A 25,769-nucleotide genomic window follows, 5' to 3' on the forward strand; every position below is an offset into this window, starting at 1 on the left:
TATGAAACAGCAATTCCTCAATTGGTGGAACAGTTTAGCGTTTCGAGAGCAACAATTGCTTTCGGTGGCGGCCGTAGTGATTGCGATTAGTGTATTTTATTTTGGCGTGTGGAATCCGATATCTTCAGCACAGCAAGACGCAAAGGCTGATCTAAAGAGTGCGAAACAAACACTAATAAAAGTAAAGCAAGACGCTAACCGTCTGATTGGTTATAAGCAGGCTAATCATGGTCAAAGTCGTGGTGGCAGCTTGAGTAATATTGTCAATCAGCAAGCGGATCGTTTTGGTTTGACCATTTCCCGCATGCAACCACAAGGCGATAAAATTCAGGTGTGGCTAGACGACGCGCCATTTAACGATGTATTGCGTTATTTAGATGCGCTAGTGGTAAGCCAAGAGCTAACCGTTGATAGCTTTGATGTGGCCAGTACCGATACCATTGGCGTGGTGCGTATACGCCGAATTCAACTTTCACGTTAAGAGGCAGGATAATAGTGAAACGGATCAAATACCTGATTTTAGGCGTGATGGTTTACCTTATTTTTTTGGTGGTATTAATGCCAGCTAGCGTGGTTATGCGTTTTGTTTCGCTTCCACCTCAAGTACAGGTAACAGGTGTTGGTGGCTCGATTTGGCAAGGCAGTATCGACACTGTGCAAGCATACGGGCGACAAGTAGAACAAGTGGAGTGGACCATACATCCTTATTCGTTATTAACGGGTACCTTAAATGTGGATGTTAAAATCGGTACGCGTAATTCAGCTATCTACGCTAAAACTAAACTGCAATTAACGCGCTCGACGATGAACCTGACAGACTTAATGCTGCAAACTGACAGCCAAACTTTAATTGGTAATACTCGATTACCGCTTCGTTCGAAAGTCGCAGGCGACATCACTCTTGGTATTTCAGAGTTTACCTACGGCCAACCATGGTGTGAGGCGTTGTCAGGTAATCTGCAGTTGCATGGCCTAGAAGTGAATAACCAGTTCGGTGATTTTCCCTTTGGTCGTTTTCGCCTAGGATTGGATTGTGACCAAGGTGAGGTGATTGTGACGACATCAGAGAAGGACAATCAAATTGGTGTTAGTGGGCGTTTGTGGCTAAAAGCCAATAATCAAGTACAGTTGCAAGCGAAAATTAAGCCTACTGCTTCAATGCCTGCTTCTGTGCGAGATAACTTAAATTATCTTGGACAAGCAGACTCTCAGGGAGCATATCCGCTAACATACAATGGGCGAATACCTGGGTTATAAATGATGTGAATGGTATTAAAAGCCGAAACAGAATTTGTTTCGGCTTTTTTATATGAATTTTGTATGAAAAAGTTAACTTATAAACCTCGTTTTTCATCTGATATTTTTCACTTAAATAGTGAAAAGCTACACATGTCTGGATAAAAGAGGGAATATCTACTGAGGGAAAACGTTTTTGTTAAAAACCTTATAATTTTAATGGTTGTGATTTAGTTTTGAATTCGTACACTGTTCGGCTGATAAGTTTACAGAGGGTGAGTGGAGTAAAAGCTCTATTTTTCAAAGGGTTAATGTCATTTTTACGGTATGACATTCTGCTTCTCATAATACACGGACAGTGGTATGCGTTTAAAAACAAAGTTGTTAAGTTTTTCGTTATTATTAGGGTTAGTTCCTGCATTAATTATTGGCGTGCTGAGTATCGTCACCGCCAACCAGTCATTAAAATTACAAATCTATCATCAACTTGAAGCGGTGAGGTCGATTAAAGCCAGTCAGGTAAAAGCCTATTTAGAGAGTAGTGAAAAAGATGTGCAGTTATCCAGTAGTATTTTAAAAGAAATTTTAATTACAGATACTGGTCTGACTCTCCACAAACTTACTCATAAACACGCGCAAGTGTTCGAAGAGTTTATTGCGCTTAAAGGGTATTACGATTTATTTATTATTGATCCACAAGGTACAGTCACTTATAGCGTGACTAAAGAAGCTGACTACCAAACTAATCTTGTGAACGGACCATACCGTAGCTCTGGCCTAGCGGATGTATTTCGGGAAGTTAAAGCTACTGGTCGATTAGCTGTTGCAGATTTTAAGCCCTATGCTCCCAGCAATAACGCACCACAGGCGTTTATTGGGTTACCTGTGACGCACAACGGAGAAGTGGTTGCGATTGCCGCGCTGCAATTTTCCATTGAAGCCATCAATGCCATCATGCAGCAGCGAGAAGGAATGGGAGAAACTGGAGAAACTTATTTAGTCGGGCCTGATCACCGAATGCGCTCTGATTCGTATCTGGATCCTGATGGACGCAGTGTTGCAGCAAGCTTTGCCGGTACCGTTGCTAATAACGGTGCAAAAACTCATGCCGTTGAGGAGGCACTTAAAGGGAATACAGGTACTGAAATCAGCCTAGATTACAATAATCATTCTGTCCTATCAGCCTATACTCCCGTTGATTTTTATGGGATCCATTGGGCATTGTTGGCGGATATAGATGAGAAGGAAGCTTTCGCCGCTGTCACAGCGTTAACTTACGAAGTTGTGCTTATATTGTTGATGATAATCGGCGTTGTAATTGTTTTAGCAACTCAATTAGCCAAAGGGATTTTAAAACCATTGGGTGGTGAGCCAATTGAGATGCAGCAGATTTCTGAACAAATTGCTGATGGAATATTAGAAAAACGACAGATCACCGAATCATCGACAGGGGCATATCGAGCGATGCAACACATGACTCAAAAACTCTCTGATATGATTTTTACCATTCAAACAAGCAGTGATCAATTAAGCAGTACCGCAGAAGAGACCAGTAGTGTGAGCTTGCAAGCGAACCAGAGCTTACAAGAACAACACGTTAGCATTGATAGTGTAGCTGTTGCGATGAACGAAATGGCCGTGACCATTGATGATGTTGCAAGTAATGCCGTTGGAGTGTCAAACCTTGCTCTCGATGCTCAAAAAATATCAGAACAAGCGACTGAAAAAGTGAATTTAAGTATCAACAGCATGGGCTCACTGGTCACGCAGGTCGATACCGCTTCTGACACGATTGAACAAGTACAAGCCCATTCTCAGCAAATTGGCAGTGTTCTGGAAGTGATCCAAGGGATTGCTGAACAAACCAATTTATTAGCTCTCAATGCGGCCATTGAAGCTGCTCGTGCGGGAGAGCAAGGTCGCGGCTTCGCGGTTGTTGCTGACGAAGTGCGTCAATTGGCACAAAAAACACAGCAGTCAACCAGTCATATTGAACAGATGATCGGGCAACTTCAGCATGGGACAACGAAAGCTGTGCAGGTAATGAGTAGTTCAAGTGAAATTGCTCATGCCACCATTAGCTCTGCAAAAGAGAGCGCTTCGGCGATTAAGCAGACGCTAGAGGAAATTAAACACATTACCGAAAATGCTGAATTGATTGCAACAGCAGTATCACAACAGTCGACAACGGCTGAAGAGATCAACCAAAGCTTTGAATCCATCAAACAAGTGGCGTTAGAAAATGCAACTGGCGCTGAGCAAGTTTCAGCGGCAAGTAATGAGCTGACCCAGCTTGCTTGTCAATTACAAGAACTAACGTCAAGTTTTCAAATTCGTTGATATAGAAGTGGCTAAATGACGTTAGCCACTTCTCTTTTAAAACCTTACTCGAATCCCATCTCTATCACATAGCTTAAGGCTAATTGACTGAAATGGAGTGCATCGGTTCCTGTTGGATCTGAATTCTCCAAAGTATCATTTTTACTGTGAATATTTGGATTCATATCTTTCATGTATGCTTCAAATGGCATCGCAGCCGGTACACCAATCGAATCCCAGCTGGCATGATCAGAACAGGCATAGCCACACTTGTCTGTACCATAGGTAATATTAGGTTGGTATGTATCAACAAGGGTTTGTAAAAAGTGGGTGAAGTCTGGATTGGTGTGGTCCATTTCAAAAACCATGTCTTTATCTGAACCTTTATAATTGGTCATATCCAATTGCATGGCTGATAGGATAGTTACGGGCTCTTTTTTTACTGCTTGCACGATATCGCGTGAACCGAGTAAGCCTCCTTCCTCCGCCGCATAGCCGTAAAAACGAAGGGTATATTCAGGTTGAATATGGTTTTCGGCCAATACTCTAATGACCTCAGTTTCAGAAGCGATGCCTGAGCCGTCGTCATCAGCACCGGGAGCGCGTTTGTTTAAAATGGTCCAACTTCCAGCGGTTGAATCTAAGTGGGCACCTATCACCACCACTTTATCAGGATATTTGCTTCCTTTAATCTCAAGTTCTACCGATTTTTGCGGAAAGCGTCGATGAGAAAACTGAGTGACTGTCGCAGGCTCCCACCCTTTCACCAAATTTTTCCAAGTAGCAAAGAGCTGATCTGAAGCTGCAACACCCTTTTTGAGTTTATAAAATCGATTGTGATTGGCCGATTCGATTTTAATTTCATTAACAATATGGTTGGCGTCCAATTGCGGCATCAGCTGTTTTATTTTGTCTGCTTGATCGATGTTAGGAGTCATAAACTTAGCATGAGGTGTCGTCCCTTTAGCACTGATCAGTGCTTGTTGCGGAGTATCAAACACCATAAAGCCGCCTAAGCCATGGTATTGTTGATGAAAAGATTGCGAGAATTGATTGAGCTTAGACTTAGGTAACTTCACCACTGATAATTGAGTCTGAGAGGAGGCTGAAATATTGGTAGCGCCTTGATTAAAAGCGAGAGTTGCCATATTTGAGGGGAGCGTTACCCAGACATCAGCCGATGTACTGGCTTGGCATTGAAGCGAGAGCGCTAAAGGTAGAGCTGCGAATAAAACAGATAAACGCATAGGTGGTCTCCTTATCTGGCGATAGCACTTAAATTAACAAGAACTATCACCAATGAATTGAGGATCATTTTTTGATAAAGAGTCATTCTAGACAGTGAATGATGTATTTAACCTTAATGTCTAGCCAATAAGAGTACGTAAATCCGAAGTACTGTCAAAGTGATCAAACTGTTTATTCGGTAGCTGAGAGTCTGGGTTTTCCACACCAATCACAAAGCCTATCCCCGCTTTTTTAGCTGCGGCTAGCACGTGTTCATTATCATCAACAAATAGGCAGCGACTTGGGGTTAAATCAAAGCGTTCAAATAATTGTGGCCAAAAACGAGGATCTTCTTTGGAATAACCCGTTTCATGGCTCGACATGAGATGATCTAGACCTGAACCCAGTTGTGTGTGTTTAAGCTTTAACGCTAAACTGGTTGGGTGAGCATTGGTGGCTAAGATCCTAGGCTTGTTCATCGTTTTCAAAGAGTGCAAAAATGGCATGCAATCATCACGCAACACAATGCGCTCCACTGAAGATTCGTGCAATTGGACGATGTCGATATCAAAGCGTTGCTGCCAATAATCCAAACAATACCAGTTTAAGGTCCCAGCCACTTCTTCATAAGCGTCTTCTACTAAAGACTGTGCGTCACTGACACTGATACGCTTGCTACTGGCAATGGCTTGTGGAACGATTTTTAGCCAAAGGTGGTTATCAAAGTGCAGGTCCAACAAGGTGCCGTCCATATCTAAAAGTACAGCATCAATCTGTTGCCATGGCAGCATAAAAATTCCTATTGTAGTTATCGATTTCAATAGGTAGATTGTAGGGAGATTAAAGGGAAAACGGAATCCTTTCTTTGCGCCTAGGAGTGTGCATGACACAGTCATTAAAAAAACCACAGATAGTTGATGCAAAAGTTGTTGCTAAAAGCCGCCTGTTTACCATTGAACAGTTAGATTTAGTGTTCTCGAATGGTGCTGAGCGTCAGTATGAACGTATGAAAGGTAACAATCGTGGTGCAGTAATGGTGGTTCCTGTACATAAAGGTAAGTTATTGTTAGCTCAAGAATACGCTGCAGGTACTCACAATTATGAAATAGGCTTTCCTAAAGGCTTAATCGATGAAGGCGAAACCCCTGAGCAAGCGGCAAACCGTGAGTTACAAGAAGAAATTGGCTTCGGTGCAGGTAAGTTAACTTTATTAAAAGAATTGAGTTTAGTGCCCAGTTATTTTTCCAGTAAAATGCAGGTGTTTATCGCCGAAGATCTTTATGAAAGTCGTCTAGAAGGTGACGAGCCAGAACCCATAAATGTCATACCTTGGGATTTGGGTGATTGGCGAAACTTGATAGATACACCTAACTTTACAGAGTCGAGAAGTGTAAGTGCATTGTTCTTGGCAATGGAATATTTATCTCAATCCTAGGAGTTGTTGTAGATGGCCACCGCTGTAGTAAAGCTGCCTGATGATATTGTTGAATCTGTGATTTCGATTGCAACCAAAGCTGGTAAAACCATTAAAGCCATATATGAGCAAGGGCAGTTTGAGCAACACATTAAGCAAGATGACACACCTGTTACCAGTGCCGATCTAGCGGCGCATCAATTAATTTATCAATTACTAACAGCCTTAACCCCTGACATCCCTATTTTGTCTGAAGAAGACGCCGATATCCCACTATCACAACGAGCGCAATGGTCTCAGTATTGGTTGGTAGATCCCCTCGATGGAACGGGTGAGTTTATTGCAGGCAGTGATGATTTTTCAGTACTGATTGCTCTCGTTCAGAACCATAAGCCAGTGTTAGGCGTGGTATATGCGCCCATGAAAGAGGTGTGCTACTTTGCACGTTTTGGTCATGGAGCCTTTAAACGACAACAAGGGCGAGATATACAAATCCACAGTTATCGACAGAGTGAGCTTATTAAGGTTGCCGTTAGTCGACGTCAAGATCCCCAAGATGTCTTAAATTTGTTTACCAAAGAACAAGACTTTGAATTAATTCGTCTTGGCGGAGCAGCATTAAAAAGTTGCTTGGTAGCAGAAGGGCTCGCTGACTGTTATGTACGTGTAGGCCCTACGGGTGAGTGGGATACTGGAGCTGCTCAAGTCATTATTGAGGAAGCTGGCGGAAAGGTATTAGATATTAACTTAAAACCGTTAACTTACAATTGTCGTGAATCGCTAGAAAACCCTGATTTCATTGTTATGGGAGAAAATAATAGGAATTGGGCAAAGTTGCTGGGTATTTAGTACGTACACAGGCAGTGCATAAAAATGAAGTTAAACCCTAAATTAACATAGGTTTAGCTTTCTTTTATTCCTTTGAAAAGTAATTAAGGTTAGGGTATCCGTTCTCATATTTTGGGCTCCAATATGGCTATAGTTGCTTCTACTCCTCAATCAAATATAGAAACTTATGCTTCTTCATTAATGGATACTCAAGCAGACATTGCTTCGATCGAAACGCAAGTAAAAGAGCATCCAGTCGGTGCTTCTCAAGTCATCAAACCTTCTATCACCTTTACTGAAATTGAACTTGAAAATCTGGTATCAAAATTAGAAGGTAAACTTGATAAGCTTGAGGTGTTAAAGGAAATAACAGCTCTTCCACCGAGGCAACAGCAGCAAGTCTGTATGGTGGCGCAAGTCACCAATATGCATTTTATTTCTCAGCAGCTAGCCATGATGGACACATACGCAAACCCACAAGACGCGGCTAGAGCCTTAGCTAATAGTGTAGATGAAGCAAAAAGAAAAGGTGGCTATCAAGTGTCACTACATGCACCTCAAATCCCCGTTTTTCGACATCAATTCTCCAATCCACAGTCCATGACATTTAAGGGCTTACAATCATTAATTCCAGCCGCAGATAAGTGGCTTGCACAAAAGCTTGATGAATGCCTATCTGCATCAATGATCAATGCACCTCTTAGAACAGATCAGCAAACACTGGATCAGATATCAACGCTCGCCAAACAGGTAAAAGCTCATTTAGGGGTAAACTAGTCCCAAGTTACTTAACCTACCCTGAACATGTTGCTTTATGCTCAAACAAAGTGTTCCTTAATTGATAAAATAAATACAATTTATTGTAATAAAGTCAGTGAGTAAAAGTGGCGGCGATCCAATCCAACTCCAGTGTTACAGATATTGAAATAGATGATGACAAGATTAAGCTGTTAAAAGACAAAGGTAAGTTATCACTTTCTGTAACTTTAGGTGATCTGAAAAATGTTAAGTTTAATGTCACTATTCATAAGCAGGTACTTGCCGTTGATTTAACATCAAGCAGCTGGTTTAACAGCACCGTTCCTTTTAGCGCCAGTAGAAAAGCGAAGTATTCCCGTCAATTTAAATGCAAAGTGTTGTCTCATCGCGGCTCTCATGCCTTGTCAAAAGCAATTATAGCTAAAAGTTTAAAGTCAGATATGGACTGTTTTCAAGAGGTGTTGCTGGCGTTAGAAAGTGAAAAACGCCATGCCGTTTTAATGTGCTTTTTGTTTCCACAAAGTGAATCTAAACAAAGTCATCGAGCAATCGAGGCACACACCCATCAAACAGAGGGGGAAAATGCCTTAAATCAAGTGAGGCAAGTACAACATTTTGAGCTTGTGAGTATCACTGAATTACCGAAAGAAGTGTTGCAACTGATGATAAAGCAGCCTGATTGTATTGAGGCAATGAAACAGCACCAGAATGAGTCTGGTATGCAGAATTTGTATTTGAAAATCATACAGTATTTTATTGGTGAGTTATGGTTCCATCAAGATGTAATATGCCCTCAGTTTATTGCTCATTTACCATCTCAGTATCAACAACAGCTGATTGAAATGGTGTTACAAAAAAAGGGGGCAATGGGTACGAATGTTCTGCTATTTATCAGCCAGTTACCAGAGGATTTGATCGTATGCCACGGGGTGCCACTATTAAAAAAAGCGTATAGCGTTGAGAACACATTTCTGGCTAAATTTGATGAAGACGGTTTACGGTCTTTTTTTGAGCGACTGAATGAGTCTGAAAGCTTGATTAACTTGTTTCAAGATTCAGAAAAAATGGAAGAATTATTTAGGTCTTGGGCTTCAAGTAATGGAACCACAGCGATAAAAATATTTAAACTTTTGCCTGAAGACTTAAAGCAAAAATATAAAGAAACCTTCGTGATAGCCTTAATTGAAAATTATAGTCAAATGAATTGGGCTGAGAGTGAAGAATTAGCTATTTTAGAGAGTTGTCAGTTTGAGCTGATATTGCCTAGATTGGTGTTAGAAAGTGCTATCCAGCCACCATGTAGAGGATCTATCGAGGCTTTGAAAGTTTTAGAAAAACAGCACGCTAATGATTTTTACCATCATTTTGTTCAAGTGTTGCTTAAGAATATCACCCCTAATGCAGTGCAATGCACGAACTTGTTTCAAAATCTGTTTAATGCTGAACAAAGACAGTGGTTACAATTAGAGGTTATTGGCGCCATTAGAGAGTTTATGCCTAAGTATTTAGATCTCATGCTGGCTGCTTTTGATGACAACCCTACTCAATGGTCTCGAACAAACGCCGCAGAAAAAGAGCAGATTTTAACTCACAGAATGTTAACCCTTGCACTGAATACCCATGACACTTCAACGGATTTGTTCCCTAGAGCTTTTGTTAGCACCTTACTACTGGCTCCCCTTGACCCAAGACATTACTTATCGGTGACAGATAGATTGACAATATTAACGTCTTACCCTTGTGAGGACATTGCAAAGGTGTTGAACTCAAACACAACAGAAAGACGAGAAGAGTTGGCCGACATTACGACGGATTTGGTGCGGCTTGGAGTGAGTCAATGTCCTGATTTCACTGTGAAGTTATTACTAAAACTCCACCCCGAGCACATTACTCAAGCCGTTACCCTCAAGATGTTAAATTCATTAATGCAAACCCACACCGCTCAAGCCTTCGAATTATGCAAGTACGTACAACCAGATAAAGCATGGCAGTCCCTAACAACTCAGCCAATCTATGTTAATGAGCGGCACCTATTTACTCGATTAGGCTTTACAAGGTTAGATGTCTTTGCAGATGGTGACTCGACTTTTGATGATGCGCTTTATGCATTGCTTACACAAGCACCAGTAACGGAAGAATATCAATTGATGTGGCAAACGTTTTTAGAAAACGATGTTCATCAAAACCAGCTACCAGTCATTATGGGGTTATCGCCCAGACAAAAACAATTATTAAAGGCATTAGTTGGTACTGAAAGTCATTTGGGCAAATTAGAAAAGCTCATTGCAAAGAGTGGCAAAAGCGATCGAGCATAAATTTTTCATATTCTGAAAGTAAAATAAGCTATATGACACAATATGTGATCAATGGTTTTTCTTAGAGTCTTATTAATTGTAAATTAATTAAAGTTCAAGTTATTAGCTATACCAAAGATCACAGCACATAATTTCTACATTCTTACTTGAAATGAAGATAAATTATGGCCGCCGTACAGCCTGACGTGAGCACTCTAGGTGTTCATATCAATGATCAACAAATCATGGAATTAAGAGACAATCGCAAGCTCACATTTGTTCATCAGCTCAATGAAAGTCAAACTCTACAATTCTCTGTATTGATCACTGATAACACCCTGATTACTGAGATTTTACCCAAAGGGCAATCATCTTGTACCAATGTTGAGCTTGACGAAGCTAAAGAAGCACAGCTCTGCCGCCAATTTTCATGCTGTTTATTGACTCATGATGGGGAGCAACTCCTTTCTACAGAGGTGGTGGCCAACAGTATTGCCACCGATTTAAATAGTCTTCAAACTGTTTTGACAAAATTAGAAAGTCAACGCAGAGATACCATTTTTCGTCGATTTGTCCAGTTAAAAGAACAAGAAAAACAAATTGAACATGTTGACTCTCTCTCTCTGCAAAAAGGCGATAGTGCTGCAGATGTTGAAATGGTGGAAATGAAAAGATCATCAGCTCGCATTTCAGAACATCTAATTGAAATAGCAATATATATCCGGAAAAATCCCAATTGCTATTCGTCGGTTAAATCACTGCTTGATGACGCAGACTGGGGCTTAGTTAAAACTGAAATATTAGCGTCTTTTTTTGATTCTCCTGAAGTCTACGAAAAAGATGCAATAACTGAATTATTACCCATTTTCAATAGCCAAGAACAACATACCTTTTTGACAAAAGTCTTGGAGAAAAGAGGCATCACTCCAGTACAGGTATTATCCCTATTAAAACAATTACCTGAAGAGCATTATCCTGAATTTGCTTTTCAGTTATTGAATCGAGCACTGGTTCTGCAGTCAAATCAGCGGGTGCCTGGCCAGTTTGAGGATTTTGGTACATTTTTCACAGAAATGCCTGAATCATTGACGCAGTGGTTTTGTGAACAAAATTTTTATAGTGAGGTGTTACAAGACTTTTTATCGAGATCACGTCAACAGTCGTTGGAGTTTTTTTACGAGCTACCAAATACAATACAAGAGCAAAATAAAAAAGCATTAACACTTGGCATTTATCAAGATACAACACAGCCTTGTTTTACTGGAACTATAGAAAAACACCTATTGGGCCAGTGCCAATCACATGAGCTTATTTTGTTCTTTGTGGCAGAGTATATTAATGCTGATCAAGCCGAACAGGCTCGCATTGCGAACATCTTTCGCGTTTTCATTAAAACCAATGAACAGGCTTTCTTCAAATCTTTAGTAGCGATGATTATTAAGGGAGAGCCATTAAGTCAGTTCAAGCTTGTCGAGTTATTATCACAGCTTTCGTTAAGTAACCAACAATCGCTGGTGTTGCAACAGAAAGTCGTTGAAAGCATTGCGCTGATCAAGCCTAGCAATATTGAGCGCATACTGCTTTGTTTTGAGAAGGCCACACATGAATGGATGTTTAGTCAATCTATGCCAACAATAACGGAGTTGGCACATCGGTTCTTGTACATCATTTCACCTCAACGATTTAAAGAATATCGAGAAAAAGAACAGCTTGATGCTGCATTGGCCAATTGGTTATTGCCACAGCTGTTGATAGAACCCACCATAGCAGGGAGTTATTTAGACGCTGAAGCGCGTTTGGAATATTTGACGGCCTATCCACCAGAGCATGTCGCTAACATCTTAAATGCATATGTCAGTTCTAATAATGAGTTCAGTGAGTTTAATAGTAATGACAGCGAAATGAATAAACTTGTGGTGAGTATGATACAAGCTGGAGCGCAGCAGCAGACAGAATATACGCTGACATTAATGAAGGTGCTAGATCCTAGTTATATTTATAATGCGGTTACCGCGCCAATGCTGGTGCGTTTACTGTCAACACACTGCACTCAGGTGTTGCCTTTATGCCGATTTGTTCGACCTCAGTTTGTGTGGCGATGCTTGTATGCCCAACCTCAGTATGTTGATGGAGTTCATTTATTTGTTCATTTAGGGCTTACAGAGCTGGATTATCGCCTTGCTACACAGGTAGATAGGAATGAAACCATTCCAGATGATGCAGATGTGGATTACGATTTGCACCAGTTATTGCAATTTGCACATATTGATAAAGGAAGTTGGCCGATGTGGCGTGCCTTTATTGCGGATAAGTCGATAAATTCTGTCCAGAAGCAAAAAGTGCTGCTGTGTTTGTCACCCGAACAAAAACAGCAATTATGGCATTTCGTTAAAGAGGATAAAGATGAACAGAGCTCTCTATTCATCCGAATGATGGGCGTATTTAAGAATGCGCAATATCGAAGCCTGTTTTTACAAACTTGTGATTCACAAACTGCGGCTGAGATCCAACAAGCCATGATAAAGCGCGCCGTAAGCAAACTCGAACAGGCCAGCATCCAGGGTTTGATAAATTTGCATGACGGGTTAGATGAGTCTCACCAACAACAACTCATCGCCAGTGTCGGCCAATATTCAGCCGAGTTACAGAAGCACCATGAGCAAGCTAAATAACCTGATTTTTTATAAAGAGCTCAGGTTAAACAGGAAATGTTATTAACCTGAGCTGCTGTCTCTTTAGTCGTTATTTTGCTTGAGCTTTGAAAAAGAGCTTGATAGTTTCGTATTAAAGCAACAACAACTCTAGGATTGAGATGTTCTTTTCAAAGCGGTTTTTCCCTTACTTCATCACCCAATGTCTTGGGGCGCTTAATGACAATATCTATAAAAATGCCTTGATATTAATGATCACCTACAGTCAGCTTGGTGAAACCAATATGGATATTAGCCTGTTTGTGAATCTAGCCGCTGGACTGTTCATTTTGCCTTTTTTCTTATTTTCAGCTCATGCAGGGCTGATTGCTGATAATGTCGATAAAGCCAAGTTGATCCAAAAGCTCAAATTACTCGAAGTCAGTATCATGGTGTGTGCCGCAGTGGCAATGTATCTGGGAAGCAGCACCTTATTGTTATTATTACTGTTTATGATGGGGACACAATCGGCGTACTTTGGACCTGTAAAATATTCGTTGCTTCCTCAGGCGCTCAAAGCCGATGAACTGGTTTCAGGTAATGCTTGGGTAGAAATGGGAACTTTTATCGCCATTTTACTCGGTACCTTGAGTGCAGGAATTATCGTAGCACAAGACAATAGCTTGGTTATCGCCTCGGCATCAGTTGTGCTGTTTGCCGTGTTCGGTTATCTAAGCAGTTGTAGTATTCCAGCACTGCCGCCCGTGAATAAACCAGTAAAAATACCGTTTCGACCTTTAGCTGGCACCTTACCATTACTTAAGCAAGTCAAAGCGGATAAACCAATATGGAACGCAGTGTTGGCCATCAGTTGGTTTTGGCTTTTAGGTGCCACTTATCTCACTCAGTTTGCCAACTTTGCCAAAATGTACTTATATGCCGATGCGACGGTAGTGTCATTATTATTGGCTTTGTTTTCGGTTGGTATAGCCTTAGGTTCATGGTTGTGTGAACGCATATCATACGGGCATGTGGAATTGGGTGTTCTGCCGTTTGGAGTGTTAGGACTTACCATCTTTGGTATGGATTTATTATGGGCCATTCCTGCCGCGCCGATAAACAGTCAGTACGTGTACCATTTCAGTGAGTTTATTGGAGCCAGTCAGCATTACCGTTTGATGTTTGATTTAGCCATGATAGGTGTCAGTGGTGGTTTATTTATCGTGCCGTTATACGCCTTTATTCAAACGCGTACCAAACCTTCTGAATGTGCTCAGGCCATCGCAGTCAACAACATCGTTAATGCATTGTTTATGGTAGGTGCAGCAATATTTGGCATTGTGGTTTTATCTATCATTGGTTGGACTATCCCCGAGCTATTTTTCTTGCTGGCCATCGCTAACTTTTTGGTGGCGGTATACATCTACACCCAAGTGCCTGAATTTGCGATGCGGTTTTTAAGTTATGTGCTGAGTCATATTTTGTATCGGGTGAAGGTCACTGGGCGAGAACACATTCCCACTCAAGGTGCTGCGATCATGGTGTGTAACCATGTCACTTACATGGATGCGTTGGTACTCATGGGGGCATCCACGCGTCCGATCCGTTTTGTGATGGATAAAAGCATCAGTGAAATGCCGGTTCTCAAGTATCTATTTCGTCATGCGGGTGTTATCCCGATTTGTTCGCCAAAACAATGCCGTGATACCTATGCACAAGCTTTTGAGTCCATTCATGAAGCTTTAAATAATGAGGAGTTAGTGTGTATTTTCCCAGAAGGGCGCTTAACCCCTGATGGAGAAATAGGCGAGTTTCGACCGGGCATCAATAAAATATTAGAGCGTGATCCTGTACCTGTGGTGCCAATGACGTTAATTGGATTATGGGGCTCATTCTTCAGCCACAAAGGTGGTCATGCTTTGACCACGCCACCTAAGCGATTTTGGTCGAGAATTGGCGTGAGCATTGGTGAAGTGGTTGATGGTAACCATGTAGATCGTAACGGGCTAAGAGAAAAAGTACTGGGCTTGTGGACATTAAGCTGCTGAGGACAAATCAGAAAAGGTAGCGTCTCATGCTCTACCTTTTCTTTACTATCCACTCCGATAAGCTTTTTTTATTACCTTTAAATAATATTCTGTTTGCTTTGTTATTGAGTTGATACTCATACATAGGATCGTAATATTGCTCTAGCAATACCGAAATCCAAATTAAGTGCTGAGAGACGTTATTTCGATGTTGTTGTTCATTAAGCGCATTAGTTACCAATTGCCTTATTTCCTTGTGAACTTTTCCGCCCAGACGTTTTTTAATGTTATCAATACTGGTAAACAGATAATCCGAAAATGCTTTGACTCCAAGTTCTCCACCCAGCTCGGTCATAAACCCTGCATGCATATCAATTACGTATTCTTTAAGTAATCGCTGCAACCGTTGTTCATGAAAATCTTCTAATACGATTATTGGTGCTTGTTGCATGGCTAAATAGAAGCTTTTCGGTATTGAGCTTCGTCCAATCAAATGGCTTTCATCTTCCAATAATAAAAATGGGAAGTCTTGAGCCTGATGTTTAAGCAGTTGTACCGCTAACGCATTTTCGAAATTAATTTGCGTAGGCTGGGCGGTAATATTACGCCCAAAGCTGGAACCGCGATGATTGGCCAGCCCTTCAAGATCAATGGCTTCCATTCTATGCGATAAAAACTCTGTTTTGCCGCATCCAGTACTGCCGCTCAATATCAACATCGGCCTCTTAGAAGCTTGTTCAATCGTCTCAATCAAATATTGACGCATGGCTTTATAGCCACCTTCGATATAAGGAATATAGATACCAGCATCTTTCTGCCATTGCTGCGTGACTTGTGAACGCAGTCCACCACGAAAACAATAAAAATAAGCACTTGGATTTTGTTGGATATAGTTTATCCAAGCATCGACTCGCTGTTGTTTGGTTTGTCCAGATACCAATTGATATCCAAGTTCGATGGCCGTTTGTTGTCCATGTTGTTTATAGCAAGTGCCCACTTTAGCTCGTTCACTGTCTGTCATTAAAGGCAAGCTGGTGGCAGTGGGGAAAGCGCCTTTACTAAATTCTATTGGTGCGCGTACATCCATTAGTGGACGGTCTTGTAAAAAAATATCTCGATAATGAGATTTGGGAATAATATCAGTCACTATTAAATACTTCCTTGTAATGTGATCAAGGTGTCAGACCCTGTCGGTTGCATCTCACCAATACAGGTCGCAATTTGTTGATGTTGTTTTAAGCTTGCCTGAAGTAGGTGTTCAGTTTCTGGGGAAACGGCAATCAATAAACCGCCGCTGGTTTGAGGGTCGCATAAAATGGCTTTTTCAATATCTGATAGCTTTGACAAATACTGGCCATAGCTATCAAAGTTACGCTCACTGCCACCGGGTATACAGCCAAGTTCAAGATACTTGTGCGTTTGTGGAAGTACTGGAATCGAATCAAATTTCAAAAATGCTGTTAGGTTTGCTCCCTGACACATTTCCGTTAAATGTCCACCTAAACCAAAACCGGTTACATCGGTAATCGCGTGAATACCGTTTAGTTTTGCAATATGGCTACCTATGCTATTCAGTTGGCACATAGCTTCAATAGCGATTTCGGCATCTTGCTCCGTCAATACCCCTTTCTTTTGGGCCGTGGTGTGAATGCCAATGCCAATAGGTTTGGTTAGATAGAGTTTGTCACCAGCTTGTGCGGTGGAGTTTTGTTTAAGGTGTTTGAGTGAGACTTGTCCTGTGACCGCTAACCCAAAAATCGGCTCAGGTGCATCAATGCTATGACCGCCGGCGAGAGCTATTCCTGCTTGTTGGCAGGCATAACGACCGCCATCAATCACTTTAGCGGCGACTTCGGGCGCAAGGGTATTAACCGGCCAGCCAAGAATTGCAATGGCCATAATAGGTTGACCGCCCATGGCGTAAATATCGCTTATGGCATTGGTGGCGGCGATGCGTCCAAAGGTGAACGGGTCGTCGACAATCGGCATAAAGAAGTCTGTTGTACTTATTATGGCTTGTTCATCATTAAGTTTATAAACAGCGGCGTCATCACGGGTTTCATTACCGACAAGTAAATTAGGATCGTTAAAGTTAGGGAGCTGTGAGTTGAGAATTGTAGATAAAATTTTCGGTGAAATTTTACAGCCGCATCCAGCACCATGGCTATATTGGGTAAGTCGGATTTGCTCTGATGACATAGTGATTAACCCTTGAATAAAAGTTAAACCTAGAAAAAGCAGTTAAAAACGTTCATAAGCGCAGAAAAAATTCCAATAGCAAGGCTTGGTTTGTAGCAAGTAGTGGTTGCTACTTGCAAAAGCCATAATGCAGCTAGTGGTTATTTTAGCCAGCATATGAGCGTTTAGCATCCCCCCTTTAAAAGGGATAAACTGCAAGACATTTCTAAATAAAGTTATGCAGTTTTTCACAATTTCAGCGACTAACTGCTTTTTTAGGTTTATCCACTATATCAGAGAAACAGCAATAAAAAAGGCTCTATAAAGAGCCTTTTATCGTAAAAAACAGATTAAAAGTAACAGCTTAAAAATTAGCGGTTAAGCTCTGCCAATTGCGTTTTTGCAGTTTGAAACGGATCTTTGAAATTTCCATCTGTGCTTTAAGCTCAAGGTGACAAACTTGTTTACGCTTAGCTTCTAGTAAAGCTTTTTTCGCTTGATAGTATTCTGCAAGATGCGTTTTAAGTTGTTCAAATTCCGCTTGCAGCTTTGCCAGCATTTCTTCTGCTTCTGGTAAGTGACCGACTTTTTGCTTGGTATTTAATAGCTGCATTTGATACTTCGCAGCTTCTATACGCTCTTGTGGTACTTTGCGTAAATCACTGGCAAGCCCTAGGTAGCTTAATAAACGAATTAACCATTTAGTTGGATCATAATCCCACCACTGAATACCGTTACGGTAATCGTTTTCGAAAATATGGTGGAAATTATGGTAACCCTCACCATGGGTAAATAAGGCTAAAATACCATTATCGCGAGCGGTGTTTTTATCGGTATACGTTTGTTTACCCCAAATATGGGCTAACGAATTGATAAAGAAAGTCGTGTGATGACCAATTACTAGGCGCAAAACGCCTGCAAGTATGAGCATCGATAGGATATCACCGTTAATCCAGCCTAAAAGCACAGGCAGACCAATATTCATCAAAATGGTCAGCAATAGATAATGCTTATGCTGCCACATGACAATACTGTCTTTTTGTAAATCTCTGGCATTGTTGTAGTCATGATAACGATGCGCTTGGTATTCACGCAGCATCCAGCCAATGTGACTGTACCAAAATCCCATTTTAGCCGAATAAGGGTCCTTGTCGTTATTATCCACATGCTTATGGTGAATGCGATGATCTGACGACCAGTGTAGGGCACTGTTTTGTAGAGCGAGTGCACCACCTAACGCATAGAAAAAACGAACAATTGCGTGTGCTTTATAGGCTTTATGAGACCAAAGACGGTGATATCCGGCAGTAATAGATAATCCGCTGAAGAAACATAAGGTTACAAACGTTAGCCATTCTAAGCCGTCAAACCCATGAGTGATCCCGCGCCAAGGAACCAAGATTACGGCAGCAAGTAGGGTTGATGCAAATAGTATGACGTTAAGCCAAATCAGAGGTGGTTTTTTCATTAGTTTTTAATTTTTAAATTTTAGCGTACAACTGTTCGCTAATTTAGCTTGCAATGGCTCAAGGGTCAAGAATTTGGATTATTTTATTGAATCAATCACCGACAATGATTGTCAACATTGATTGTAAGCTTGGGCTATCTACAGGCATACGAGTACCATAGGCTGTATATATATAAGTAAAAATGAAATATTCCCATTCCTTCTTATCCAGCAGGAGTAGAGGTTTGCTGCCAGCCTGTAATAATATTTTTGCGGCTTGAATATTGCCTCGTCTAGCACAAAGGGTTATAGGTGCTAATTGTGTTGATGCCCCAACCCAACTCCAATTGATTTGCTTGGTAAAGTTGACTGTTTTGGTTGCTTTATCAATATTGACTCCTAGCTGAGTCAGTAATTGTAGAGTTTCTAATTGATTATTTTCAATCGCAAGGTGTAAGCAGGTATAGCCTTCATAAGGCTTTTTCTGTACTGCGTAATCAAGCCATGCAACAGGTAATATTTGGAGTATATTATGGGCGCTGGATTCAGTGGCTATATGAGCGAGACTATATCCTCTATCATCCAATACATTTATTGATCTGGGGGCACTGGCAAGTATTGCTTCGTAGACCTTTTTGACATCTAAGTGAGCGCTCAACTGTAATGGGTTAAAGCGATAAAATGCGCCTTTAGTCGTACATAAAACATTTAGGCATTTATTATTCGCTTTTATCAATGCTTGCAATGCCTCTACAGATGAATTGAGAACGGCAATATGAGCAGCACTATATCCTTGTTCATTAATCTTAAAATAAGCATCTGGGTAAACCTCACATAGTGCGTTAACAGCATGAGCTTTATTGAGTTTTGCCGCTAACATGAGCGGGGTTAAACCAACATGCTCACCTTTACTGATGCTTTTGTTCAAGCCATTAAATCGCTTCGAACGGGCTAAATATTGGATGCAATTTTGGGCATCTTCCCCAATAGCGCAATGGAATAGATTAAGGACGCTGTCACCGGATAATGCAGCTTGAGCGAATCTTGAACTGAGCAATGATGTTTCGAGGAGATACTCCAGCCCTTGAACATTATCAAAGGTGAGGGCATGCTGGAGTAGTGAGAGTGGGGTAAAATGAAGAGTTTGTATTAACACCCCCTCTTCCAGCAGTGCTTGAAGTACAGCGGTGGAACCTAACGAGCTCAAAGCGAAAAACAAAGCATTTTTAAAATCTCTCGTTAACATTTGCCGGTTTGCATTTGCTTCTAACAGTTCTGTTACCACCCCCAAATTCCCTGCAGCTGAGGCTAAGTGAAGTGGAACGCAGCCATCGTCGTTGAGCTCATCTTTTTCAGAACGTAGTTTACGCAATAAGTGTGAAAATACGTCTGGGCAGTTAACCCCCAAATGAAGTAAGTGTTGTCCTTGGAGTGGGAGTTCTGGGTAATCTTGTAGCAACTGACTGCAAAGGTTATCTCTTTTCAATTCAAGTGCAAAAGCAATTGTCGACAGTTGTCTACTCACTACAACATTAGGGTTGAAGTTAGCATTCTTGATTAACTCTTTAATTAAATTAGGGTACGATTTTATTACCACTGCGATAGGGGAGTAACCTTCATTATCTTGAATTTCGAGCAATTTGGGGTTGTGATTAATAAAGAGATTGATGAGAGCTTGGTTTCGTTCTTTTATGGCATAGTGAAGCGGCGTTTCTCCTGTAAAAGAATTCTGAGCACCTTGGTGAGTGCCTCTATGGTTCAATAATGTGCGGACGCAACCAAAGCTACGATTCTGGGTAGCAATATGCAAAGCCGTGTCGCCATCTTGATTGATTTGATTAATGAGCAATCGATGTGAACCTGATTGTAGCAACAAAGAAAGGATTGCCTCATTGCCATAAAGACAGGCATGGTGCAACGGTGTATTACCTTTAAAGTCTCTTTGTTTAAAATCCAATATGTACAATTTTGACCATGACGTAACTAATTTTTCTCTTTGGTCAGATATGGCCGCATGGAATAGAAACGAACCTTTTTCATCAATTATTCTGCAAAATGCTTTGATGTATTCAAAGTTAATGGCAAACCAATGGCAGTCTTCAATATTGGTAACGACATCATTCCAAGAAGCAATAGAAGTTGATTTACTCAAGGTAAGCACTTCATCTTGTAACCTTTGACTAGATAGCTTAATAGAAACGACCAGTAAAATTTGCAACCCTTCAGCATCGTCATAATGTTGTCTAAGCCATTCAGAGGAAAGCTCATTCACTTCCTCGACTGAAAGTTGATTGATGGCATCTTTTTCGAAGGTTGGCTTTTGTAGTTCATGCTTTGCCTCTGAAAACAAGGCAAGTACGGTCAATTCATCAATTTTCTGTTGATAGTTTATAAGCGCTGTTGCTGAGTGAACTTGTGCTTTTTGCTGAGGCAGCACCTTGTTTACATAGCTTATGACCGCCTCATATAAAAGGGAGGAAGCTGGTTGCTCATTAAATAAGGCTGTAACCGTTAACAATGTTTCGAAACTACACTGAGGGGATAAGCTGCCCAGATGATTGATGATAGCTTGCGAATAATACGGATTAATCATAGGCAAATCTAATTTATGGTTAGCCTGTATCGCTTCAAGAAATTCGGATAGGGTGCTTGTTTGTTGAATATTACGCTCGCATGCTAGTTCTTTTTGGCGCTTTATCTTACTCGACAGTGTAGCGATAAGCGTGAGTAAATCTTTACTCTCATCAACTTCTTTAAAAGAAACAGCAGTGTCGTGGGCATAACAACCTTGTAGTCGCTGACACAATTTAGTAGCGCAATGCTGGCGGATCCAATTATGTTGGCTACTGATCAAATAATCGTGCAGGTAACTTGCCCATTGCCTTGCCGTTTCATAGTCCGTGATTTGTTCAGTAATGCTATCTAACAGAGGAAGTAATAATGGTAAAGGCACGTTCTGAGGAATAAATCTCGGACTAGCAGATGCGCATAACTGCTGATTGATCTCATTTTGTGATGTTTGAATGCCAAAAAACAATGAATCAACGGTAACCAACGCTTGATCAGACTCTAGGGTTTGAAGTGCAGAGGTTAAGATATCTTGAAAACTGGCATGGCAAAGGGCGATGGATAGCCGATTGGATGGTGACGGATCGGGCAGAACACCGTCATGAGGCATGCTTTTTGATAGAGCAGATAGTACAACGTTTTGGTGTTGGCGAAATTGGCGAGCGAGATAGAAGGGAGTATAAAAAACAGTTACTAATTGTTGGTAAAAGAATTGCTGATTTCCAGTTAGAATGGATGGAATTTCAGGCTTGTGAATTAATGCTGAAATCGGAAATCCAAACTGATCCATACATGAGGGTAGATTAGTCTTATCAAAAGATGGAAATTGAGCCATAAAAATCTGGTTGATGGCGTCTATGGTATTGGTTTCTGCTAATAAGAATTCTGAAATTAAACCGTGTTTTGCACAGCGTAAATATGCGATATGGCATCTAAAGTCAGGTACTTCTTTGGGGGTGGCTTTAATTTGTCGGCTTATTGAGATTAAGCATTTTGTTTTCGCGTCTTGAGAGATAGAATCATTATTGAGTAATTCAGCTAAGTGTGAAGCATAAATACCCTTTAACTGAAGCTCATAGCAATGTTCAACGCGAGAATCTTCTAGTCTTAAAAAAGAACGCTTTAATTGGGTGTATGCTGATAAATCGACCTCTTCCAACTCAGATTGTTCCCAATGTTCGGATAATTTCTCAAGGCTTTCGTTAAGCTTTGTAGTTTGCAAAACAACGTCATCATTATCCAAACGTGTAGGCTGATTAGACGTTTTCCAGTTATATTCATCTCCATCATTCGTTAATAGTTCCCATCCGCCAATTGGCAATGCTGTAGTTGAGTTCTCTGTTGCTGCCATGGCAAACCTCAATTTACTTGGTGTTTTGAAAAACCAACATTCAAAGACATTTCTTAAAGCTTGAAATTTTAACTTTTAATTAAAGCAGGGGGGGTTAATCTTTGTTCATTGCATATTTAGACTGTAACTTGCAAAAAAAAGGTGATTCCATTAGTGTCTGACCGCAGATTAGTTATTACATTTTGGTAGAGTCAACAAAGGTGAGCATGGGGATCCGAGCACAACAAAAAGAGAAAACGCGCCGCGCATTAGTCGATGCTGCGTTTAATCAGCTCAGTGCTGAACGCAGTTTTTCTAGCTTGAGTCTTCGTGAAGTCGCAAGGGAAGCGAACATTGCACCCACGTCGTTTTATCGTCATTTCAAAGACATGAATGAGCTTGGTTTAACTATGGTTGATGAAGGTGGCTTGGCATTGAGGCAGATGATGCGTAAAGGTCGCCAGCGCGCCGAAGAGGGTGGCAGTGTGATTCAAATCTCGGTTGAAACTTTTATGGAAGTGCTTGAATCAAATCCTAATGTTTTTCGTATTCTGTTGCATGAGCGTTCAGGGACATCAGCACCATTTAGAGCTGCGGTCGCCAGAGAAATCGAGCACTTTATATCGGAGCTTGCCCATTATACTGAGCAAACCACCCAAAGAAGTTATGAGCTTGCACGAGCACAAGCTGAAGCTCTAGTTACCTTAGTGTTTAATGCGGGTGCGGCGGCGTTAGATATGAAACGAAGTGAACGAAAAAAGCTAGCAGAACAATTAGTACTGCAATTGAGAATTGTCGCGCATGGCGCTCATACCATTCAGCATAAAATGGAAAAACGAGCGCCGAGTAAAAGTTAGCGGCGCTCTAATAATAACCCTGCTTCCATGTGGTCGGTATATGGAAATTGATCAAACAAGGCAAAGCGAGTAATTTTATGAGTCTTGGCCAAGGTTGCTAAGTTATCGGCTAAGGTAGTTGGGTTACAAGAGATATACAAGATTCGCTCGTAGTTTTGTACCATAGATAAGGTATTGTCATCTAAGCCCGCACGTGGTGGATCGACAAAGATGGTATTACAATTGTAGCTGTCTAAATCTACATCTTTTAAACGTCTATATTGACGTTTTTTCGCTAATGCATCACTAAAGTCTTCGGCTGACATACGGATAATATCGAGATTATCTATATTATTTTCTTTAATATTGTACTGCGCCGCATCAACGGAAGGCTTGGCCAGTTCTGTTGCTAATACGCGTTCAAAGTTTTGTGCCAGAGCAATAGAAAAGTTACCGTTGCCGCAATAAAGCTCGAGTAGATCACCTGTTGAAGCTTTGGTTGCATCCAATGCCCATTCCAGCATGTGACAAGCCACCTTAGCATTTGGCTGCGTAAAGCTGTTTTCTACTTGTTTGTAGATATAGTTGGTGCCATTGATAGGCAAAGATTCGATAACAAATTCGGTATCTACAGTGATCTTCTGTTTGCGAGCGCGGCCGATAAAGTTAATTTTGAATTCAGTAGACAGTCTTTCTTTTAAGCGTTGAATCTCTTGCTGCCATTCGCTATCTAGCTGGCGGTGATACAGTAATGAAACCAGAATTTCACCACTAAGTGTTGAAAGAAAGTCCACTTGGAATAGCTTATGACGAAGTGCAGGGTTAGGTCTTAGAGCACCCATCAGCTTTGGCATCAACGCATTGATTAAGCTGCTGGCAGGCAAGAATTGATCGCAGCGTACCTTTTGTTTCGTCCCTTGATCAAACATATAATAATAAAGGTCGTCGCCATCATGCCATACTCTAAATTCAGCGCGCATACGATAATGGCGAGGTTCTGAAGCAAAGACCTCAAGTTCAGGTGCATCAAATTCAGCAAATAATGCCTGTAAACGTTGTCTCTTATTGTCCAGCTGCTGATCGTATTGCGTAGGATCCATTGCGGCAAAATTCATAGGTTGCTCACCATCATCTGTAAAATTGGGCGCAAATTATTATACTACTAGTCGATAAAGTCCACGATTGAATAAAATGAGGTTACCTTGCCACAGTCTATTTTAGTTTTTGATTCAGGAATTGGTGGCCTAAGCGTCCTAAATGAAATCCAAAAACAACTTCCAGATCAGGACTATTACTATCTATTTGATAATGCACGCTTGCCCTATGGCAGATTACCTGAAGATGATTTGATTGCAGGAGCTGTGAAGTTAATCATCTCGGCTGTGAATAAGCTTTACCCCAGCATAGTCGTTATTGCGTGCAATACCGCAAGCACGGTAATGCTAGATGCGCTTAGGCAGCGAATTAATATTCCTGTGGTTGGCGTTGTGCCTGCAATCAAACCCGCCGCAAATTTATCAATCACGAAACACATCGGGGTACTTGCGACTTCAGGTACCATAGCTAGAGATTACACTCAAAGTTTAATTGCTAATTATGCCAGTGATTGCAGAGTAAGCCTTATCGCAGCTGATGAACTCGTTGCATTTGCAGAACGAAAATTAGAAGCTAAAACGGTCTTTCCGCATGAGCTTGAAAGTGTATTCAAACGAATACAAGCTTCGGATATTGATGTATTAGTGTTGGGCTGCACGCACTTTCCACTGCTTAAAGAAGAAATACAGCAGATAGTCGGCAAAAAAGTAACATTAATCGATTCAGGTGAAGCAATAGCAAACCGAGTGATGAGTTTGATGAATACACCAGAATCGAGCAGGCAATATAACGCTGAAGCTCTGGCTTGGTATACCACTGAAACAGTGAGTAATGGTTTAAATGAGAGCTTAATAAAAAGAGGGTTCAAAAAAATCAGCCCAATAACAGAATTATTGGGCTGATTTAAAAAGCGATTAAAGCAATAACTTAATCTCGGTCGCCAGAAGAGTCTTGAGTTCTGGCTTCACGTACTTTCAGTGTACGCTCCTGAAAGTTGTAGTCATTGAGCTTGCCCAGCGCCTTATCTGCTCCAGTGTCAGACATTTCGACGAACCCAAACCCTTTTCTGCGACCTGTTTTACGGTCTCGAACTAAACGAACGGAATTAACCGGACCATATTTAGCAAATAATTCCTTAACTTCATTTTCATGAACACGATAAGGTAGATTGCCTACATAAAGAGTCTTAGTTGGGCCGACGTATTTAGCGTCAGAAGATGGTGAAGCTGAATTAGGCATGATGCTTAATACAGTGGCTACGATAACAGCTCCTAGAATAAATGCGGCATAAGCTGGAAGAGTGCTACCAAATTGGTGGATCACAATGGCACCAATAACAGTGACTATTAAGGCAATGAGAAGTGACTTCTGCATATATAAAGATCTCTAAAATTAACGATAAGTATATGAAACACGTATATGGTAATGAAAATTTAATGAACACTCCATAGATCTGTTGAAAAAATATACGCAAGTGTGAGATTTTTCATGAAAAAATAGATAAAAAGTAATAAAAAAGTGGAGTTAATCTTAAAAAACGACCAAGTTGCGGGAAAAAGACTCAGTTGAAATAAAAACTTC

The 25,769-nt window shown here is 41.0% G+C and carries 19 protein-coding genes; 11 read left to right on the plus strand and 8 right to left on the minus strand.

The genetic code is table 11. From position 1 onward, the window contains the following. The first annotated feature begins 1 nt into the window (after window position 1). The 3 genes from AC1EU0_RS14195 to AC1EU0_RS14205 all read left to right on the plus strand — a co-directional run bounded on the left by AC1EU0_RS14195 (window position 2) and on the right by AC1EU0_RS14205 (window position 3,576). The gene (locus tag AC1EU0_RS14195; protein WP_480303121.1) at window positions 2-481 is read left to right on the plus strand and encodes a type II secretion system protein M; all 480 of its coding nucleotides are present in this window, start codon (window positions 2-4) and stop codon (window positions 479-481) included. Between the two features lie 14 nt (window positions 482-495). Then, on the plus strand, window positions 496-1,257 hold the full coding sequence (locus AC1EU0_RS14200) for a type II secretion system protein N (protein ID WP_480303122.1): 762 nt from the start codon (window positions 496-498) through the stop codon (window positions 1,255-1,257). 342 nt (window positions 1,258-1,599) lie between these two features. Beyond that, window positions 1,600-3,576 carry a methyl-accepting chemotaxis protein gene (locus AC1EU0_RS14205; protein WP_480303123.1) on the plus strand — a complete coding sequence of 659 codons (1,977 nt, stop codon included), beginning with the start codon at window positions 1,600-1,602 and terminating at the stop codon, window positions 3,574-3,576. Between the two features lie 44 nt (window positions 3,577-3,620). Here AC1EU0_RS14205 and AC1EU0_RS14210 read toward each other — a convergent pair whose 3' ends face one another. Further along, entirely contained in the window at window positions 3,621-4,802 is a 1,182-nt protein-coding gene (locus AC1EU0_RS14210) for a M20/M25/M40 family metallo-hydrolase (RefSeq protein WP_480303124.1), read from the minus strand. 120 nt (window positions 4,803-4,922) lie between these two features. Then, window positions 4,923-5,573, minus strand: a complete 651-nt coding sequence (yrfG, locus tag AC1EU0_RS14215) for a GMP/IMP nucleotidase (protein WP_480303125.1) — start codon at window positions 5,571-5,573, stop codon at window positions 4,923-4,925. A gap of 92 nt (window positions 5,574-5,665) precedes the next feature. Between yrfG and nudE the strand changes: the two genes are divergently transcribed. The 6 genes from nudE (at window position 5,666) to AC1EU0_RS14245 (ending at window position 14,755) form a co-directional block, all read left to right on the plus strand. Further along, on the plus strand, window positions 5,666-6,217 hold the full coding sequence (gene nudE / locus AC1EU0_RS14220; protein ID WP_480303126.1) for an ADP compounds hydrolase NudE: 552 nt from the start codon (window positions 5,666-5,668) through the stop codon (window positions 6,215-6,217). Window positions 6,218-6,229: 12 nt separating this feature from the next. Further along, complete coding sequence (gene cysQ, locus AC1EU0_RS14225; protein ID WP_480303127.1) at window positions 6,230-7,045, plus strand: 3'(2'),5'-bisphosphate nucleotidase CysQ; 816 nt, start codon at window positions 6,230-6,232, stop codon at window positions 7,043-7,045. 123 nt (window positions 7,046-7,168) lie between these two features. Next, window positions 7,169-7,801 carry a hypothetical protein gene (locus AC1EU0_RS14230; RefSeq protein ID WP_480303128.1) on the plus strand — a complete coding sequence of 211 codons (633 nt, stop codon included), beginning with the start codon at window positions 7,169-7,171 and terminating at the stop codon, window positions 7,799-7,801. A 107-nt stretch (window positions 7,802-7,908) separates the two neighbouring features. Continuing rightward, on the plus strand, window positions 7,909-10,098 hold the full coding sequence (locus AC1EU0_RS14235; RefSeq protein ID WP_480303129.1) for a hypothetical protein: 2,190 nt from the start codon (window positions 7,909-7,911) through the stop codon (window positions 10,096-10,098). A gap of 164 nt (window positions 10,099-10,262) precedes the next feature. Next, window positions 10,263-12,749, plus strand: coding sequence for a hypothetical protein (locus AC1EU0_RS14240; RefSeq protein WP_480303130.1), 2,487 nt, complete (start codon window positions 10,263-10,265; stop codon window positions 12,747-12,749). A gap of 140 nt (window positions 12,750-12,889) precedes the next feature. Beyond that, complete coding sequence (locus AC1EU0_RS14245; RefSeq protein WP_480303131.1) at window positions 12,890-14,755, plus strand: MFS transporter; 1,866 nt, start codon at window positions 12,890-12,892, stop codon at window positions 14,753-14,755. 31 nt (window positions 14,756-14,786) lie between these two features. Here the strand turns inward: AC1EU0_RS14245 and mnmH are convergent, their stop codons facing one another. From mnmH to AC1EU0_RS14265, 4 genes are all read right to left on the minus strand, one after another. Continuing rightward, entirely contained in the window at window positions 14,787-15,884 is a 1,098-nt protein-coding gene (mnmH, locus tag AC1EU0_RS14250) for a tRNA 2-selenouridine(34) synthase MnmH (protein WP_480303142.1), read from the minus strand. After that, a complete protein-coding gene (selD, locus tag AC1EU0_RS14255) occupies window positions 15,884-16,933 on the minus strand; it encodes a selenide, water dikinase SelD (protein ID WP_480303132.1) in 1,050 nt (349 codons plus the stop codon). Before selD ends, mnmH begins: the two co-directional genes overlap by 1 nt. Before the next feature lie 343 nt (window positions 16,934-17,276). Next, window positions 17,277-18,380 carry an acyl-CoA desaturase gene (locus AC1EU0_RS14260; protein ID WP_480303133.1) on the minus strand — a complete coding sequence of 368 codons (1,104 nt, stop codon included), beginning with the start codon at window positions 18,378-18,380 and terminating at the stop codon, window positions 17,277-17,279. 91 nt (window positions 18,381-18,471) lie between these two features. Further along, entirely contained in the window at window positions 18,472-22,278 is a 3,807-nt protein-coding gene (locus AC1EU0_RS14265) for an ankyrin repeat domain-containing protein (RefSeq protein ID WP_480303134.1), read from the minus strand. A gap of 206 nt (window positions 22,279-22,484) precedes the next feature. Between AC1EU0_RS14265 and fabR the strand changes: the two genes are divergently transcribed. Further along, a complete protein-coding gene (gene fabR, locus AC1EU0_RS14270; protein ID WP_480303135.1) occupies window positions 22,485-23,114 on the plus strand; it encodes an HTH-type transcriptional repressor FabR in 630 nt (209 codons plus the stop codon). On the opposite strand, the gene trmA is transcribed toward fabR, so the two are convergent. After that, window positions 23,111-24,208 (minus strand): tRNA (uridine(54)-C5)-methyltransferase TrmA, encoded by a 1,098-nt coding sequence (gene trmA / locus AC1EU0_RS14275; RefSeq protein WP_480303136.1) that lies wholly within the window; start codon window positions 24,206-24,208, stop codon window positions 23,111-23,113. The two genes, fabR and trmA, sit on opposite strands and share 4 nt — an antisense overlap. 87 nt (window positions 24,209-24,295) lie before the next feature. Between trmA and murI the strand changes: the two genes are divergently transcribed. Beyond that, complete coding sequence (gene murI / locus AC1EU0_RS14280) at window positions 24,296-25,090, plus strand: glutamate racemase (RefSeq protein ID WP_480303137.1); 795 nt, start codon at window positions 24,296-24,298, stop codon at window positions 25,088-25,090. Window positions 25,091-25,115: 25 nt separating this feature from the next. Here the strand turns inward: murI and AC1EU0_RS14285 are convergent, their stop codons facing one another. Next, a complete protein-coding gene (locus tag AC1EU0_RS14285; RefSeq protein ID WP_480303138.1) occupies window positions 25,116-25,562 on the minus strand; it encodes an RNA recognition motif domain-containing protein in 447 nt (148 codons plus the stop codon). Between the last annotated feature and the right edge of the window lie 207 nt (window positions 25,563-25,769).

The sequence above is a fragment of the Parashewanella sp. 2210YD4-3 genome (assembly GCF_056591735.1).

Excerpts from the sequence above, each read along its gene's own strand:
- AC1EU0_RS14205 (WP_480303123.1), top strand. The coding sequence starts at position 1,600 with ATGCGTTTAAAAACAAAGTTGTTAAGTTTTTCGTTATTATTAGGGTTA.
- AC1EU0_RS14195 (WP_480303121.1), top strand. The coding sequence starts at position 2 with ATGAAACAGCAATTCCTCAATTGGTGGAACAGTTTAGCGTTTCGAGAG.
- AC1EU0_RS14265 (WP_480303134.1), bottom strand. The coding sequence starts at position 22,278 with ATGGCAGCAACAGAGAACTCAACTACAGCATTGCCAATTGGCGGATGG.
- nudE (WP_480303126.1), top strand. The coding sequence starts at position 5,666 with ATGACACAGTCATTAAAAAAACCACAGATAGTTGATGCAAAAGTTGTT.
- AC1EU0_RS14285 (WP_480303138.1), bottom strand. The coding sequence starts at position 25,562 with ATGCAGAAGTCACTTCTCATTGCCTTAATAGTCACTGTTATTGGTGCC.
- AC1EU0_RS14240 (WP_480303130.1), top strand. The coding sequence starts at position 10,263 with ATGGCCGCCGTACAGCCTGACGTGAGCACTCTAGGTGTTCATATCAAT.
- trmA (WP_480303136.1), bottom strand. The coding sequence starts at position 24,208 with ATGAATTTTGCCGCAATGGATCCTACGCAATACGATCAGCAGCTGGAC.
- cysQ (WP_480303127.1), top strand. The coding sequence starts at position 6,230 with ATGGCCACCGCTGTAGTAAAGCTGCCTGATGATATTGTTGAATCTGTG.
- selD (WP_480303132.1), bottom strand. The coding sequence starts at position 16,933 with ATGTCATCAGAGCAAATCCGACTTACCCAATATAGCCATGGTGCTGGA.
- fabR (WP_480303135.1), top strand. The coding sequence starts at position 22,485 with ATGGGGATCCGAGCACAACAAAAAGAGAAAACGCGCCGCGCATTAGTC.
- AC1EU0_RS14260 (WP_480303133.1), bottom strand. The coding sequence starts at position 18,380 with ATGAAAAAACCACCTCTGATTTGGCTTAACGTCATACTATTTGCATCA.
- AC1EU0_RS14230 (WP_480303128.1), top strand. The coding sequence starts at position 7,169 with ATGGCTATAGTTGCTTCTACTCCTCAATCAAATATAGAAACTTATGCT.
- AC1EU0_RS14210 (WP_480303124.1), bottom strand. The coding sequence starts at position 4,802 with ATGCGTTTATCTGTTTTATTCGCAGCTCTACCTTTAGCGCTCTCGCTT.
- AC1EU0_RS14245 (WP_480303131.1), top strand. The coding sequence starts at position 12,890 with ATGTTCTTTTCAAAGCGGTTTTTCCCTTACTTCATCACCCAATGTCTT.
- yrfG (WP_480303125.1), bottom strand. The coding sequence starts at position 5,573 with ATGCTGCCATGGCAACAGATTGATGCTGTACTTTTAGATATGGACGGC.